The following is a 14698-nucleotide window of genomic DNA, read 5'->3' as shown; positions in this document are numbered from 1 at the left end:
TACTCCGGATCTACTTGGCTTTCGCCTTGGGTGAATGAGCCAGCCAGACGATGCCGAGCACGGCGAAGAACAGCCATGCGCTGGCCAGCGAGAAGTCGTTGAGCGCCAACATGTGGGCCTGCCGATCGATGGCCCGGCCCAGCCATTCCAGGGCGCCCTCGGGTGACAGGCCGAGGCTGTCGAGGTTGGCCCGGGCCTGGCCGCTCCAGTGATCGAAAGGGCTCATGCGTTCGGCCAGGTCGACCTGGTGGCCGCGGGCCCGGTGGTCCCAGAACGCCGGGCCGAGGGACACGGCGAAGCTGGCGCCGGTCATGCGCAGGGCGTTCTGCAAGCCAAGGGCCGCGGGGATCTTTTCCGATGGCAGGCGCGACAGCGAAATGGCCACCAGCGGGGTGAACAGGAAGGCCGTGCCGGCGCCCATCAGCACCGAGTTCCAACCGATGAACTGGATGTCCAGGCCGGTCTCGAAGCCCATGCGCCACAACGAGGCGCCGATCCAGCAGATGAAGGCCATGCTCGCCAGCATCCGCGCATCCAGGTGCTGCATCAGCCGCCCGATGAAGGGCGCCAGCACCACCCCGGCGATCCCCAGCGGCGCGGTGGCGATCCCGGCCCAGGTCGCGGTGTAGCCCATCTCCGTCTGCAGCCACAGCGGCACCAGCACCAGCGAGGCGAAGTACAGGGAAAAGCCCAGGGTCACGCACAGGGTGCCGATGGCGTAGTTGCGCTCCTTGAACAGGCGCAGGTCGAGTATCGGATGCTGCTCGGTCAGTTCCCAGCTGATCAATGACGCAAAACCCAGCACCGCCACCACCGCGAGTACGCGGATCGGCGTGGAGGCGAACCAGTCCAGGTCCTGGCCCTTGTCGAGGAGGATCTGCAGCGAACCGACCGCGACCATCAGCAGCAGCAAGCCGACCACATCCACCGGCAGCTTGCGGGTCGGGTTGTCCCGGCCATGCAGGACCTGGCCGAGGGTCAGCAGGATGAACGCCCCGACCGGCACGTTGATGTAGAAGATCCACGGCCAACTGATGTTGTCGGTCAGGTAGCCACCCAGGATCGGGCCGCACACCGGCCCGAGGAAGGTGGTCATCGACCACACCACCAGCGCCGAGGTGCGTCGTTCAGGCGGGAAGATCGCCACCAGCAGGGCCTGGGACAACGGGGCCAGGGGGCCGCACACCGCTCCCTGGAAGATCCGGAACAGCAGCAGCGAACCAAGGTTCGGCGCCAGGGCGCAGCACACCGAGGCCAGCACGAACAGGGCGACCGCGGTCATGAACAGCCTGACCTGGCCGAAGCGCTGCACCAGCCAGCCGGTCAAGGGCAGGCCGATGGCCAGGGAAATGCTGAACGAAGTCAGCACCCAGGTGCCCTGGTCGGGGGCCACGCCGAGGTTGCCGGAGATGGTCGGCACCGCGACGTTGGCGATGGTGGTGTCGAGCACCATCATGAAGTTGGCCATGCCGATCGCCAGCGCGCCCAGGAACAGCGTGCCGCCGCTCAGTGGTTCGATGGGACGCTTGGCGATCATCGTTCGTTCCTCGACAGGCTGAGTTTCGACGCTTGCAGGTTCTGCGCGATGATCTGCTCGACCAGCGCCTGGCTACCCTGCTCGAGGTTGTCGTAGACCCCGGTGCTGTCTTGCACCTTGGCTTGCGCGGACTGTTCCCCGGGTTCACCGAGGATCGCCTTGACGGTCATCGACAGGCCGATGCGCAGTGGGTGGCGCAGCACTTCCTCGCGGTCCAGGGCGATACGCACCGGCACCCGTTGCACCACCTTGATCCAGTTGCCGGTGGCGTTCTGCGCCGGGATGGTGGCGAAGGCGGCGCCGCTGCCGGCCTCGATGCCCTGGATGCGCCCGTGGTACGTCACTTTTTGGCCATACAGGTCGGCGAACAGTTCCACCGCCTGGCCGACCTTGATCTGCCCCAGCTGCGACTCCTTGAAGTTGGCTTCCACCCAGACCTTGTCCAATGGCACCAGCCCCATCAGCACGGTGCCAGGCTCGATGTGCTGGCCCACTTGCACGGCACGCTTGGTGATCAGGCCATCGGCTGGCGCGGGAACCTTGGTCCGGGCCAGGGCCAGGTAGGCCTCGCGTACCCGTTCGGCCGCCGCGCCAACCTGCGGATGATTTTCCACCGTGGTCCCCTGAATCCGTGCCTGCAGGGCCGCCAGCCTGGCCTCGGCGGCGCGCACTCCGGACTGGGCCACCTGCGCCGCTTCCTCGGCGTGGTGCAGGTCTTCGCCGGAGACCCCGCCCTGGGCGATCACCGCGCGTCGCCGCTGCAGGTCCTGGCTGGCGCGGCTGGCCTCGGCCTGGCGCAACTTGACCTGGGCCGCCAGGTCGTTTTCCTCGGCATACAGGCTGTTGACCGCACGCACGGTCAGGGCCAGTTGATGGGTCGCGGCATCCAGGCCCAGGCGGGCGTCGACCGGGTCGATCTCCACCAGGGCGTCGCCGGCCTTCACCGTGTCGGTGTTCTGGATGTGCACTGCAGTAGCGGTACCGCGGGCCTGGGCCGAGACCAGGATCACGTCGCCGCGCACGTAGGCGTTGTCGGTGCTTTCGTAGAGGCGGCCGTAGAGCAGCCACCAGGCACCGGCCACGAGGATCAGGGCCAGGGCCACCAGGGTGATGATCAGGAAGTTCAGGCCACGGCGCGACTTGGCCGGGGTCGGGGTTGGGGAGGCGTCAGTCATGGGAAGTCTCTGCAAGTCGGGTGACGTTCTTGTCGGTTTCGGTCCGGCCGCCCAAGGCACGCAACAGGCCGGCGTGGTTCTGTTGCGCTGCGGTCTTGAGCTGGACCAGTTGCATGCGGGCATCGAGCACCCGGGCCTGGGCGTCGAGCACATGCAGGAAGTCGGTGAGGCTCTGGCGGTAGCGCAGGTATTCCAGGTCATAGGCCCGTTCGGCTTCGTCCAGGCCCTGCACGGTCTTCACCCGCTGGCCCTCCAGGGCCTGCAGTTGCGAGAGATAGCGGGCGACGTCGGCCAGGGCATCCACCAGCACCTGGTTGTAGTTCGCCACGGCCTCGGCATAGCCGGCCTGTTGGGCCTGGTACTGGCCGCGCAGGCGGCCGGCATCGAAGATCGGCAGGGTCAGCGCCGGGCCGACGCCGTAGGTGCGGCTGTCGTGGCGGAACAAGTCCTGGAAGCTGAAACTCTGGAATCCGGCGAAGGCCAGCAGGTCGATGTTCGGGTAGAACGCCGCGCGTGCCGCGCCAATGCGCTGGGCCTGGGCTTCGACGCGCCAGCGCTGGGCGATGACGTCCGGGCGGTTGCCCACCAGGTCGGCTGGCAGCTGCCCGGGCAATACCACGCTGCGTCGCAGGTCCGTGCCGCGAGGCCGCCATTGTTCGCCCCAGCCCGGTCCCTTGCCGGCCAGGGCCGCCAGGCGCAGTTGATACACGCGGGCAGCACCCTGCAGCCGGGCCTGCTCGGCCTCGAGCAAAGGGATGGGGCCGCGGGCACGGACCACGTCGACCTGGGTGCCCAATCCGGACTGCAAGCGTTGTTCGCTGATGCGGTAGATGCTGCGCCGCTGCTCCAGGGCCTGGTCGACCACGGCCTGCTGCTCCAGCACGCCGGCCAGGGCGAACCAGGTTTCCACCAGGCTGCCGCTCAGGGCCAGGCGCGCCACCGCGCGGTCGGCCTCGGCGGCCCGCAGGCTACCCACCGCCGCTTCGTTCAACGCGCGGTTCAGGCCCCAGAGGTCGAGGTTGTAGCGACCTTGCAGCAATGCCTGGCCGTCGCTATGCCAGGTGCCGGATTCGCTGGCGCTGGTCTTGTAGTGCTCGGAATCCTGGCTGCGCAGGATCTGGGTCATGGCCGACAGGCCGGGCCGGGTATTGGCCTGGGCGACGTTGGCCTCGGCCTCGGCCCGGCTGATGCGCGCACTGGCGAGAGCCAGGCTGGGCGAATGGTCCAGGGCCGCGTCGAGCAGGCGATCCAGGTCCGGGTCCTGGAAGGTTCGCCACCACAGGTCGTGGTCGCTGGCCGGTCTCCGGGTGGTGGCCAGGGTGAGGTCCTGGCCGGCCGCGAGGGCGTCGGCGGACAGCAGCTTGGGCGGTTCGGGCGTGTGCCCGGGGCTGATGCAGGCCGGCAGCGTCAGTAGCAGGCCCAGCAGGGTTGCAGACTGGAGCAAACGATAAGGAGCCATCACAACGTCCTTGAACGATTAGGTTGTGACGGGATGCTAGAGAGGCTCAGGTGTATTGAAAATTGCAAATAACGGAGTTTAGATTTGCACCAAATGCAAACGAGACGCCACGATGAACTTCCCCGACCTCAACCTGCTCTTGACCTTCGACGCGATGCTGCGCGAAGGCAGCGTCACCGGCGCCGCCGAACGCATGAACCTGAGCATCCCGGCCATGAGCCGGCGCTTGGCCAACCTGCGCGAGACCATGGGCGATCCGCTGTTCGTCCTGGCGGGGCGGCGCCTGGTGCCCACGCCGCTGGCCCTGGAGCTGGCGCCTCAGGTCCATGACCTGCTGGAAGACGCGCGCAATGTCCTGGGCAACAAGCAGCAGCTCAACCTGGGCACCATCAAGCGGGTGTTCACCCTGCGCGCCGAGGACGGTTTCACCGGTGCCTGGGCCTTGCGCCTGAGCCAGCGGGTCGCCGAGCAGGCGCCCCATGTCACCCTGCGCTTCATGTCCCAGGGCAACGAGGATGTCGCTGCCCTGCGCGATGGCTTGAGCGATCTGGACATCGGCATCGCCGGGCCGCTGGGCCCCGAGGTGTACAAGCAGCGCTTGTACATCGACAGCTTCGTCGGGGTGGTCAACAACCAGCATCCGCTGGCTCGCCTGGCCCATGTCAGTGCCCAGGACCTGGTGTCCTATCCGCACCTGTCGGTCTCGCGTCGGGGGCGAACCCGCGGGCCGCTGGACCTGGAGCTGGAGAAGATCGGCCTGCAACGCAAGGTACCGCTGGTGGTGCCCGGCTTCCAGGCGGCCATGCAGTTGGCCAGCACCTCGGAGCTGGTGGCGGTGATTCCCCGGCGTTTCGTCGAATGGTCCTTGCCGCTGCTGCCGCTGAGCATCTTCACCCTGCCGGTGGTAACCCCCAGCGGCGAGTTCTCCCAGGCCTGGCACCCACGGGTGAACAACGACCAGGTGCATCGCTGGTTGCGCCAGCAAGTGCAGGAGTGTTCCAGCAGTTGAACGGGGCGCGGCTTGCCGCTGGTTGGTCCTGGCGCTTAGGCAGAGGGCCGATATGGCCTCCGTGCAAGTCGCCAAGAGATTCCGTCAGGGTTTCGGGAAGGGCGCTGGGTTGTCTACCATGGCGCGCCCCTGCCGCTGATCGCGGGGCGCCTGGAATTGGAAGCTTGAGCGGGAGAGTGGCTGCAATGATGTTCGACCATGGAAGGCTGCAGGGCATGCCCAGGGCGCAAGCCGGGTTGTTCTGCCTGCTGGCTGCAAAGCGGCTGGTGCCGGTCTACCGGGCTTTTTCCGAGAAGTACCGTTCGGGCACGGACGTCAATGCCGAGGTGCTGGAGCTGCTGTTCCAGCAGGTCGGTCGCTGGCACGGCTTGCCGTTGCAGGCGCTGCACCAGCGGTTGTACGAGGCGATCCCGGATACCCGGGACTTCAGCGACGAGTTGGCCGACCAGGCCCAGTGCGCGGTGATCGGTACTTGCTACTGCATCGAGTACCTGCTTTCGGGCGAACCTGACAAGGCTCGCTGGGCCGTCGGCAAGGTGCTCGAGGCCATCGATGTGCTGGATGAACCGCTGGAGCAGGAAATCGCCCATGAGCTTGCCTGGTGTTCGAGCCTGCTGGAGCTTCTGGAGTGCGGCGAGCAGGACGATCCGCGCTCGATCGCGCGACTGCGTTGGGACAACCAGCAGCACTGTGTGCCAGTGGTGGCCAGCAATGGCCAATGACCTGCCAGCCCGGATATCGGCGATGCCCCTTCGACAGTTCGCGGCAGGTGCCTGGAATGCATGAGCGCAAATTGCGCAATCTCCTGGCCCTGGGGCCCGAGGAGCGGCTCGACTATTTCGTGCGCAAGCTGGTGGATTTCGAGCAGGCATGGGGACTCTACGACAGCGGATGGGCCACCTCGGCTTGCGATGCTGGCGAGGCCGTGCCCTTCTGGCCCGAGGCCGCGCTGGCCGAGTCCTGCGCCACCGGCGCCTGGGCTGGTTTTAGCGCGCGGCCTATCGCCCTCGACGAGTTTCGTGGCAGATGGTTGCCGGGGTTGCAGGCGGACAACCGCGCCTGCCAGGTATTCCCCGTGCCGACGCATCCAGGAGTACTCATCAGCCCCGATGACCTGGCAGGCTTGATCCACGACGAGCTGGATCAGTATCAGTAAGCCCGGGAGCGAAGAGATTTTATGCAAGCACAAGAGCGCATCCAGCTGTACGTCGTCTTGAAGTCCCTTGATCGACTGGCAAGCCTCCAATTGCCGCAGCCGCTGGCGGTTCCCGGGTTCTGCCGGGACTTTCTCGACCAGGCCTGGATCTGCCTGGGTGGAGGGGCGTCGCCGGACTGCGAAGGCCTGGAAGCGGAGCTAGATGCCGTGGTGGTGGACGAGCAGGATGCCAGTGGCGCCCAGGTGCTGGGCAACCTGTACCTGTATGCCTTCTCGGACCTGTTGCTGTACTTCGAGGAGGGGCAGGAGGCGAGCCTGGAGTGTGCCCAGGCATCGATCATCGACCTGCATGATTATCTGGCCGCCCAGGCATTCCTCGAGCAGGCGGGGATCGACCATGGCATCGCCCTGAGCCCGGCCCAGGAGCGGCAGATCGCGGCAGACCCGGTCTACGCCCGGGAGCGACAGTTGCAGGAGTCCGATCGGGTCCACGCGGCACAGTACAGCGATTGGGCGACCGTGGTCCGTTGAGCCTGGTACTCGCTGTCCACCCGCGTCGATGAACGAGGATATGGGCTGGCCTGTTCGCGCATCCTGTGAATATGAACGAGCTTGTTCTTACTTATATTTACAGATATCACTTTTCCTGATTGTTAATGTAGCGGGCTCAATAGCCCGCGGCTTTCATTGCAATTCCGACATGTTCGAACAAGTGCTGCGGCGATATGCCGGGGTTTATCGATTTTTTACCAAGATTTAACTTCGATGAGGTTCTTATGAGCCCCGATGCAAGTTGCTGGTTGAAGGCCGACGCCAATGAAATAGCGCTTATGGTTGGTCTGGTACGTGCAGTCATACTGCTTTTTGATATCAAGTAGATATTGAGTTAACCAGATGGGGAAGTTCAGGCTGGGTTCTGCTGTGCTTCCGGTCGGGTAGTTGCAAGTTGCCGGCTATTGTTTGAAGCCTCGATAAGTCTGCTGCGTGGAGCATGGGACCTCGAGGCCCAATGAATACAAGTTTCTGCATGGTACAAGGCTGGACCATTCGGATTGTTCAATCCTGGAGTTTGGACCATGCCTGATTTTTCTCGTAGAACCCTGATCAAGTTGAGCCTGCTTGCGGCATCGCCATTGGTGGCTCCAGTCATTGCCAGGGGCGCGCCAGCTCCCGCTGCCAAGAGCGTCCTGGTGATCGGTGCCGGTATTTCCGGGCTGGCCGCCGCCAGGATGCTGCATGCGGCCGGTCATCGTGTGACGGTGATCGAGGGCCGTGACCGGGTCGGTGGGCGGATATGGACCAATCGCAGTTGGCGGGATACTCCGGTGGACCTGGGGGCCTCCTGGATCCATGGCGTCGATGGCAACCCGGTCGCCAACCTGGCCCGGCAGTTGGGGATCCAGACCGTGGTGTATGACGTGGAAAGACCTGCGTCGAACCTGGTCTACGACGCCGATGGACGCAAGCTGGGCAGCAAGGAGCTGGAGTGGCTCACGCAACTTCAGGACCAGGCGAACAAGCTCCTCGGGCGCAAAGTGCAAGGCGCCGCGCCGGAGCGCAATGCACGGGATGAAATGCTGCAGGTACTCGCCGGGTTGGCCGGTACGCAGGCCGAGAAGGCCACGGTCATGGAGCTGTTCAGTCGCGAACTGGAGGACGGGCTCGCCGCCGACCCGCAGGACATCGCTGCCTGGGGGTTGCAGGAAGGCAGTGGCTTCGATGGCCATGAAGTGATCTTTCCCAAGGGCTACGGACAACTGGTGGACCGGTTGGCCGAAGGCCTGGAGATTCGCTTCAACCATCGGGTCACCGGCATCCGGCATGACCCATCGGGCGTGCGCGTGGTTACCAGCCATGGCGAGCTGGCGGGGGATATCGCGATCGTCACCTTGCCCCTGGGAGTACTCAAGGAAGGCGGAGTCACGTTCTCGCCGGCACTGCCTGTGGCCAAGCGCGGTGCCATCGAGCGCCTGGGCATGGGGGTCTACAACAAGGCGGTGTTCCTGTTCCCGGAGGTGTTCTGGGGCCAGGCCGCGATCATCAGCCAGTTGAATACCGACAAGGGCCTGTGGGCCAACTGGTACCCCTTGAACCACTACGCCAAGAAACCCGTGCTCTGCGCCCTGCATGGCGGCACCCCGGCCCGGTTGCTCGAAGGCATGTCGAACCAGGAGATCCAGGACGACGCCATGGCCCACCTGCGCCAGATGTTCGGTTCCTCGATCCCGCTGCCGAGCGATATGCACATCACTCGCTGGCATGCGGATCCCTTTGCCCGCGGCAGTTATTCCTTTCCCCAGGTCGGGGCGCGGCCGTCCGACCGCCAGGATCTTGCGGCCCCGGTCGGCAATACCTTGCTGTTCGCCGGGGAGGCTACCCATCCGGACTACAGCGCGACGGTCCATGGCGCGCTGCTATCGGGCTGGCGCGAGGCGCGTCGGGTGCTGGGCGAGCCGGTCTGAACCTGCCGGCGGCTCAGGGCAGTTCGCCGATTCGTTCGCGCAAGACCCGGGCCAGCTGTCCTGCCTGGGCCTGCTTGTCGGACCAGTCGTCCATCAGTTGCCCCAGGGGCCGAGTACTTGCTTGAGGAGCGCCAGCGCAGCTTGTAGCTGCGGATCGTTGGTCAAGCAGTGGTGCATGTTCAGTGCGCTCCTGAAGTATCCGCGGCAGGTTCCTCGGCGGCCTGGCAAGCCTGGGCCTTGAGAAAGGCCAGGCAGGTGGCGACCGCGGGGGTGCGTGGCCCGTGGCTGGTTTCGAACAGCACGATGTCACGTTGGATCCGCGGCTTGACGATGGGCAGCCAGGTCAGCTCGTTGCACAGCAGGCCTTCTGCGGTCAGGCGAGGCACGATGCCGACACAGAATCCGGCGCGGATCAGGCTGTACAGGGTTTCGGTGAAGGAGACCCGGTACGCCGCCTTGACGATGACTTCCTGGGCCTTGGGCGAACCCAGCGCCAGGTCGGCGACGCTGCCCAGCAGGAAGTGCGCCACCGGCCGGTTATCGAGCTGGGCCCAGCTCGCGCTACGGGCGGCACATAGCGGATCGTCCTGGCGCACCACCACCACCAGTTCGTCGACCAGCAAGCGGTGCATGGGCAATGCGGCCGTCGCATCGCCGGCACCGATGCCGAAGTCCACCTTGGCGCTGCGCACATCATTGATCAGCGCCCGGGTGGGCAGGTCGATGAAGTCGAAACGCAGGTCGGCATGTTGTCGTTGCAGCTCCTGGAGCTTGGGCAGGATTCGGTGGGCCACCGACGGAACCAGGCCGATGCGGATGGTCTGCTGGCGTTCCTGGCTGATGTGGACCATGTCGGCCACGGCATTGCCCGCGGTGTTCAGCAGGTGCTCGGCGATGGGCAGGATCGCCGCGCCGATCTCCGAGAGGGTGACCTGGTGGCCTTTGCGAATGAACAACTGGGCGCCGATCAGGCGTTCGGTCTCCTTGATCGAGGTGCTCAGGGCGGAGGCGGTCAGGGCCAGTTCCTCGGCGGCCAGGCGAAAGTGCAGGACCCGGCTGAGGGTGGCGAAGTAGTGCAGGTGGCGCAACGACAGGGCAGCGAGCAGGCGCTTGGAGACGCCACTGGTTTCCTTGGAATTCATGGGGGGTATTCCTGGCGCGAAGGACTGTCGGAGAGTCTGCCAGCTCATTAATGAAAATCTAATGAACATGCAGAATTAACAACTTTTTCCATTGATTTGCCGGCATATACTCGAAACACCAAGCCGTGGCCACTGGCCCGCCAGAGCCTGCTGGATGACAGAACAACAATAATGATCAGAGGGGCGCTCGACCATGATTCAAGATCCTGTGCTGGGTGATTTCCTGCGGCGTATTCCCAAGACCGACTTGCATATCCACCTGCTGGGCGCCATTCGCCCGGACACTCTCGCTGCCCTGGGGCGCAAGCATGGCCTGTCTTTGCCCGCCGGGGATGCCCGGCAGATCTACCAGTACCGGGACTTTCCGGGCTTTTTGAAGCTCCTGCGCCTGGCCGGGCAGTGCCTGGTGGACCGGGAGGATTTTGCCCGGGTGGCCTACGAACTGTTGGAAGACGCCCAGCGCAAGGGCAATTGCCGGCACCTGGAGCTGTCGTTCAACCCCACGGTGTTCCTCGATAACCAGGTGCGTTATCCCGTGGTGGTGGATGGCCTGGTCGATGGCATGCACGCCGCCCGGCGCGATTTCGCCATTTCCAGCTTGCTGGTTCCCTGTATCGACCGCGAACGTCCGGCAGGGGTGGCCCGGGCCATGGTCGAGCAAGTGCTGGAGCATCGACGTGACGAAGTGGCCGGCATCGGCATGGACTTCGCCGAGGGCAAGGGCCCGCCGCAACGGTTCATCGAGGCCTACCAGCTGGCTGCGCGCCATGGCCTGCGGCGCACTGCCCATGTCTGCGAGGACAACCAGCCCCTGGCGCTGGCACCGCCCACTCACCTGCGGACCTGCATCGAGGCCCTGGCCTGCGATCGTGTCGACCATGGCTACAACCTGCTGGCCGACCCGGAAGCGGTAATCGCGGCGCGGGAGCAGGGCATCGCCTTCAATGTCACCGTGTGCACCGCCAAGAAAAGCAACCTGGGCAACCGCATGGACGCGATCAAGCTGATGCACGATGCCGGCCTGCGCCTGAACATCGGCACCGACGATCCCTACCTGCACCACACCGACCTCGAGCATTCCTGGACCAAGCTGTTCAGCCACTGCGGCTGGGGCATCCACCAGGCTCGCCAACTGGCCCTGGCCGGGGTCGATGCCTGTTGGCTGGACGCTGGCGCCAAGAGGACGTTGCACCAGGAGTTCTCCCTGGAAATCGACCGGCTCACCGTCCAGGTCTGGCCACGGATCAAGCCGTCCTACATCGGTGAGCGGGCCGCCTAGTCCAGGCTGTCGCGACGCTTGGGAGTCATCGTGATGAGCCATGCCAAGACCCGGCACCTGCGCCGCTCGCAGTGGACGGCGGTGGTGCTGCTGATGCTGATGGGCATCGTCAATTATTTCGACAGGAGCACGGTGGCGATCGCCAACCATTTGTTGAGCGCCGACCTGTCGCTGTCCGCCACGCAGATGGGCTGGATCTTCTCGGCCTTCTCCTGGGCCTATGCCTTTGCGCAGTTGCCCAGCGGTGCCCTGGTGGATCGCAAGGGCGCGCGGCTGGTGCTCGGTTGGGCCCTGGCGGCATGGTCGGCCGCCCAGGCGGTCTGTGGCCTGGCCACCTCGATGTTGCAGTTGCTGGTGGCGCGGGTCTGCCTGGGCGTTGGCGAGTCACCGCAATACACCGGCGGGGTCAAGGTGATCAGCGACTGGTTCCCGGTGAGCGAGCGCGGCCTGCCCACCGGCGCGTTCCTGGCTTCCACCACCCTGGGCTCGATGATCGCGCCGCCGCTCTTGACCGGCCTGATGCTGGCTTTCGGCTGGCGTGGGATGTTCGTCATCATGGGCCTGGTGGGTGGCCTGCTGGCGCTGGTGTGGCTGGTGTTGTACCGCGATCGCCAGCCAACGCAGTGCACCTGCGCAGACCTGGACTGTTTCCAGGTCGCCAGCACGGCCGATACCCCAGCGTCCCAGGCCAGCTTCGCCGACTGGAAGGGGCTGTTCCGGCACCGCACCACCTGGGGCATCGCCCTGGGTTTCATCGGCGTCACGTACATGGTGCTGCTGACCTTGGCGTGGCTGCCCGGTTACCTGGCCGGCGAACGCCAGCTGAGCGTGGCGGGCACCGGCTGGGCACTGACCGTTCCTTATCTGTTCGCGACCCTGGGCATGTTCAGCAGCGGGTGGCTGGCCGATCGACTGATCGCCGCCGGGGCCAGGCCGATCGCCAGCAGGAAGTTGCCGTTGATCGTCGGGCTACTGGGCGGCGCCTTGTTCAGCGTGCCCTCGGTGTTCGTGGATAGCATCGTCGCCTGCATCGCCTGCCTCTCGCTGGCGATGTTCTTCGTCAACCTGGCCGGAGGCTCTGCCTGGGGGCTGGTGAGCGTGGCCGCACCGCGCCAGCTCGTGGCCTCGCTGGGCAGCATCCAGAACCTCGTCGGCTTTTTCGGCGGCTCCTTCGCCCCCGTGGTGAGCGGCTGGATCATCGACCGTACTCATTCCATTGCCCTGGCTTTCGTCTTGGCGGCCTGCGTGGCCTGTGTGGCGGCCCTGGCCTACTACACCCTGGTCCACCAGCCGATCGGTGGCGAGGGCGAACCCGCAAGTGCGGGATCCGACGTGACAATAAAAACAGGAGGCTGACCCGATGCTACCGACCACCATTACCCACGACTTCGTCAAAGGCTTGCCGAAGGCTGAATTGCACCTGCACCTGGAAGGGACGCTGGAGCCCGAGTTGAAGCTGGCCCTGGCGCAGCGCAACCGGATCGATATCGGCCAGGGCACCATCGAGGAGATCAAGCGCAGCTACAGGTTCGATTCGCTGTCGTCGTTCCTGCAGGTGTACTACCCGGCGATGAACGTCCTGCAGCAGGAGGAGGACTTCTACCAACTGGCCATGGCCTACCTGCACAAGGCCCGGGAACACAATGTCCGCTATGTCGAGCTGTTCTTCGATCCCCAGGCCCACACCAGCCGTGGCATTGCTTTCGCGACCGTGATCGACGGCTATCACCGGGCCGTCCGCGAGAGCCCCGCCCTTGGCGTGGAAAGCGCCCTGGTCATGTGCTTTTTGCGGGACATGTCCGCGCAATCGGCCGCCGATACCCTGGAACAGGCCCTGCCGTACCGCGAGCAGATCCTGGGCATCGGCCTGGATTCCGACGAGAACGGCAACCCGCCGGGGAAATTCAAGGAGGTCTTCGAAAAGGCCAGGCAGGCGGGTTTCCACCTGACCATGCATTGCGACATCGACCAGCACAATTCCATCGGCAACATTCGCCAGGCCTTGCTGGATATCCAGGTCGATCGCCTGGATCACGGCACCAACATCGTCGAGGACCAGGAACTGGTGGCGTATGTGCGGGACAAGGGCATCGGCCTGACCTGCTGCCCGGTGTCCAATGGTTTCGTCGGCGACATGAAGGGCAATGAGATCCTGCAATTGCTGCGGGCCGGGGTGAAGGTCACGGTCAATTCCGATGATCCGGCGTACTTCCAGAGCTATGTGTCCGACGACATGTTCGCCCTGGCGCAGAGCTACTCGATGACCCCCGCCGAGATGGTGCAACTGGCGCGCAATTCCTTCGAGGTCAGCTGGTTGCCGGCCGACAGGAAAGCTGCGTACCTGCGGCAAATCACCGATTACGTGGACGCTTGGTAGGGGGGAGGGTGGCCAGGCGCCGATCATCCGAGGCGCCGGGACTGCGTTCCCGGGCCTGGTGATCAGTCGTCGTCAGCCGCTGTGCGCTTGCCGCCGCGGTAGGCGCCGGGTGGCAGGCCGGTCCATTGCTTGAAGGCACGCTGGAAAGCGCTGGGTTCGGAATAGCCGAGCAACTGCGCCAGGTCCGCGACGCTCATCGAACCGCGCACCAGCAGGCTGCAAGCGAGGTCGCGCCGCAGGTCATCGCGGATGCCAAGGAAGCTGGTGCCCAGTTCCGCCAGCTTGCGCGCCAGGGTTTGCCGCGACATGCCCAGGGCCTCGGCGGCCTGGGGTTCGGAGAGGCCGGCAAAGGGGTCGGCGACACTGAGCAAGCCGCGCAGATGAGCTTCGAAACTGGCCGCCTGGCCGGGGGAGAGCAGGGTTTGCAGCAAGTGACGGGCAAAACGCGCGGCCTCCTCGGGGCGCCGCAGGAGTGGCGCTCGCAGGCTCGCCGCGGGCAGCTCCAGCAGGGCCTGCGTGCCGCACAGGGGTTGGCGCCCGAACAGGAAGCGGGTTTGGGCGGCGAAGCCGACGAGGGCCTCGGGCAGGACCACCTGGCGCAGCGCCAGGGTCTGGCCCGCCAGCCAGCTGCCGGTGTGCCAGAGGGCGAGCAACAGCATGTGCGGCCACAAGGCGGAATCGGCCTGGATTGCGGTCCGTGGAGTCAGTACCAGGCGGGCGCTCTTGTGGTCCTTTTCCAGGTGCCAGGGCAGCGAGTCGTCGAACAGCCGATAGAAGCGCGCCGCTTCGTCGAAGGCATCGGCCAGGGTCGGCAGGTGCACCAGTAGCCGCAACAATTGCGCGAAGCTGCCCGGGGGCACCGGGCGGGCGAAGAAACCGAAGGCCTCGTCATGGCCGCTACCCACGGCCAGGCGACTCAAGGCCCGGTAGTGCCGTGGGGCGATGCGTTGCCCGTCACGCAGCACTTGCGCCGACAAGCCGCTGCGCTGCAACAGCGCAGCCAGGGCCGGTGGCTCGAGGCGTAGCTGGGCCAGCATTTCGCGGGCGAAGCGCGCGGGGATGGTCGGGGCAACGATCCAGTCGGTCATGTCAGTTGAGGCAA

Annotated in this window: 13 protein-coding genes; 8 read left to right on the top strand and 5 right to left on the bottom strand. The window is 65.3% G+C overall.

Translation table 11 applies throughout. The features are described 5' to 3' along the window. Positions 1-10 precede the first annotated feature (10 nt). Genes CAG11_RS18780 through CAG11_RS18770 form a run of 3 tightly spaced genes read right to left on the bottom strand, consistent with a single transcriptional unit; the run spans position 11 to position 4171 of the window. Positions 11-1537 carry a DHA2 family efflux MFS transporter permease subunit gene (locus CAG11_RS18780; protein ID WP_085597380.1) on the bottom strand — a complete coding sequence of 509 codons (1527 nt, stop codon included), beginning with the start codon at positions 1535-1537 and terminating at the stop codon, positions 11-13. Then, the gene (locus tag CAG11_RS18775; RefSeq protein WP_085597379.1) at positions 1534-2712 is read right to left on the bottom strand and encodes an HlyD family efflux transporter periplasmic adaptor subunit; all 1179 of its coding nucleotides are present in this window, start codon (positions 2710-2712) and stop codon (positions 1534-1536) included. The genes CAG11_RS18780 and CAG11_RS18775 overlap by 4 nt, the downstream gene beginning before the upstream one ends. Continuing rightward, on the bottom strand, positions 2705-4171 hold the full coding sequence (locus CAG11_RS18770; RefSeq protein WP_085597378.1) for an efflux transporter outer membrane subunit: 1467 nt from the start codon (positions 4169-4171) through the stop codon (positions 2705-2707). The genes CAG11_RS18775 and CAG11_RS18770 overlap by 8 nt, the downstream gene beginning before the upstream one ends. A gap of 112 nt (positions 4172-4283) precedes the next feature. Between CAG11_RS18770 and CAG11_RS18765 the strand changes: the two genes are divergently transcribed. The 5 genes from CAG11_RS18765 (at position 4284) to CAG11_RS18745 (ending at position 8798) form a co-directional block, all read left to right on the top strand. Then, entirely contained in the window at positions 4284-5180 is an 897-nt protein-coding gene (locus tag CAG11_RS18765) for a LysR family transcriptional regulator (protein WP_085597377.1), read from the top strand. A 215-nt stretch (positions 5181-5395) separates the two neighbouring features. Next, the gene (locus CAG11_RS18760) at positions 5396-5902 is read left to right on the top strand and encodes a hypothetical protein (RefSeq protein ID WP_143494626.1); all 507 of its coding nucleotides are present in this window, start codon (positions 5396-5398) and stop codon (positions 5900-5902) included. A gap of 56 nt (positions 5903-5958) precedes the next feature. Then, complete coding sequence (locus CAG11_RS18755; RefSeq protein WP_158091427.1) at positions 5959-6336, top strand: DUF2750 domain-containing protein; 378 nt, start codon at positions 5959-5961, stop codon at positions 6334-6336. A 21-nt stretch (positions 6337-6357) separates the two neighbouring features. Further along, positions 6358-6867: a hypothetical protein gene (locus CAG11_RS18750; protein ID WP_085597374.1), complete on the top strand. Its 510-nt coding sequence runs from the start codon at positions 6358-6360 to the stop codon at positions 6865-6867. Positions 6868-7412: 545 nt separating this feature from the next. Next, positions 7413-8798, top strand: a complete 1386-nt coding sequence (locus CAG11_RS18745; protein ID WP_085597373.1) for an NAD(P)/FAD-dependent oxidoreductase — start codon at positions 7413-7415, stop codon at positions 8796-8798. A 179-nt stretch (positions 8799-8977) separates the two neighbouring features. On the opposite strand, the gene CAG11_RS18740 is transcribed toward CAG11_RS18745, so the two are convergent. After that, positions 8978-9940: a LysR family transcriptional regulator gene (locus CAG11_RS18740; RefSeq protein WP_158091426.1), complete on the bottom strand. Its 963-nt coding sequence runs from the start codon at positions 9938-9940 to the stop codon at positions 8978-8980. 193 nt (positions 9941-10133) lie between these two features. On the opposite strand from CAG11_RS18740, the gene CAG11_RS18735 reads away from it, so the two are divergent. The 3 genes from CAG11_RS18735 to add are packed head-to-tail and all read left to right on the top strand — an operon-like array spanning position 10134 to position 13596. Then, positions 10134-11219, top strand: coding sequence for a hypothetical protein (locus tag CAG11_RS18735; protein WP_085597371.1), 1086 nt, complete (start codon positions 10134-10136; stop codon positions 11217-11219). 33 nt (positions 11220-11252) lie between these two features. Continuing rightward, positions 11253-12575 carry an MFS transporter gene (locus CAG11_RS18730; RefSeq protein ID WP_085597370.1) on the top strand — a complete coding sequence of 441 codons (1323 nt, stop codon included), beginning with the start codon at positions 11253-11255 and terminating at the stop codon, positions 12573-12575. Between the two features lie 4 nt (positions 12576-12579). Next, a complete protein-coding gene (gene add / locus CAG11_RS18725) occupies positions 12580-13596 on the top strand; it encodes an adenosine deaminase (RefSeq protein WP_085597369.1) in 1017 nt (338 codons plus the stop codon). Positions 13597-13658: 62 nt separating this feature from the next. Here add and CAG11_RS18720 read toward each other — a convergent pair whose 3' ends face one another. Continuing rightward, on the bottom strand, positions 13659-14684 hold the full coding sequence (locus CAG11_RS18720; protein WP_085597368.1) for an AraC family transcriptional regulator: 1026 nt from the start codon (positions 14682-14684) through the stop codon (positions 13659-13661). Positions 14685-14698 lie beyond the last annotated feature (14 nt).

Origin of the sequence: Pseudomonas sp. B6(2017) (genome assembly GCF_002112765.1) — a bacterium.
GTDB classification, from domain to species: Bacteria; Pseudomonadota; Gammaproteobacteria; order Pseudomonadales; family Pseudomonadaceae; genus Aquipseudomonas; species Aquipseudomonas piscis.
The sequence above is the reverse complement of the archived record's forward strand: the minus strand, read 5'-3'. Positions and strand labels throughout refer to the sequence as shown.

Bases quoted from the DNA above. Each gene is read 5' to 3' on its own strand.
- CAG11_RS18780 (WP_085597380.1), bottom strand. From the start codon at position 1,537: ATGATCGCCAAGCGTCCCATCGAACCACTGAGCGGCGGCACGCTGTTC.
- CAG11_RS18775 (WP_085597379.1), bottom strand. From the start codon at position 2,712: ATGACTGACGCCTCCCCAACCCCGACCCCGGCCAAGTCGCGCCGTGGC.
- CAG11_RS18770 (WP_085597378.1), bottom strand. From the start codon at position 4,171: ATGGCTCCTTATCGTTTGCTCCAGTCTGCAACCCTGCTGGGCCTGCTA.
- CAG11_RS18765 (WP_085597377.1), top strand. From the start codon at position 4,284: ATGAACTTCCCCGACCTCAACCTGCTCTTGACCTTCGACGCGATGCTG.
- CAG11_RS18760 (WP_143494626.1), top strand. From the start codon at position 5,396: ATGCCCAGGGCGCAAGCCGGGTTGTTCTGCCTGCTGGCTGCAAAGCGG.
- CAG11_RS18755 (WP_158091427.1), top strand. From the start codon at position 5,959: ATGCATGAGCGCAAATTGCGCAATCTCCTGGCCCTGGGGCCCGAGGAG.
- CAG11_RS18750 (WP_085597374.1), top strand. From the start codon at position 6,358: ATGCAAGCACAAGAGCGCATCCAGCTGTACGTCGTCTTGAAGTCCCTT.
- CAG11_RS18745 (WP_085597373.1), top strand. From the start codon at position 7,413: ATGCCTGATTTTTCTCGTAGAACCCTGATCAAGTTGAGCCTGCTTGCG.
- CAG11_RS18740 (WP_158091426.1), bottom strand. From the start codon at position 9,940: ATGAATTCCAAGGAAACCAGTGGCGTCTCCAAGCGCCTGCTCGCTGCC.
- CAG11_RS18735 (WP_085597371.1), top strand. From the start codon at position 10,134: ATGATTCAAGATCCTGTGCTGGGTGATTTCCTGCGGCGTATTCCCAAG.
- CAG11_RS18730 (WP_085597370.1), top strand. From the start codon at position 11,253: ATGAGCCATGCCAAGACCCGGCACCTGCGCCGCTCGCAGTGGACGGCG.
- add (WP_085597369.1), top strand. From the start codon at position 12,580: ATGCTACCGACCACCATTACCCACGACTTCGTCAAAGGCTTGCCGAAG.
- CAG11_RS18720 (WP_085597368.1), bottom strand. From the start codon at position 14,684: ATGACCGACTGGATCGTTGCCCCGACCATCCCCGCGCGCTTCGCCCGC.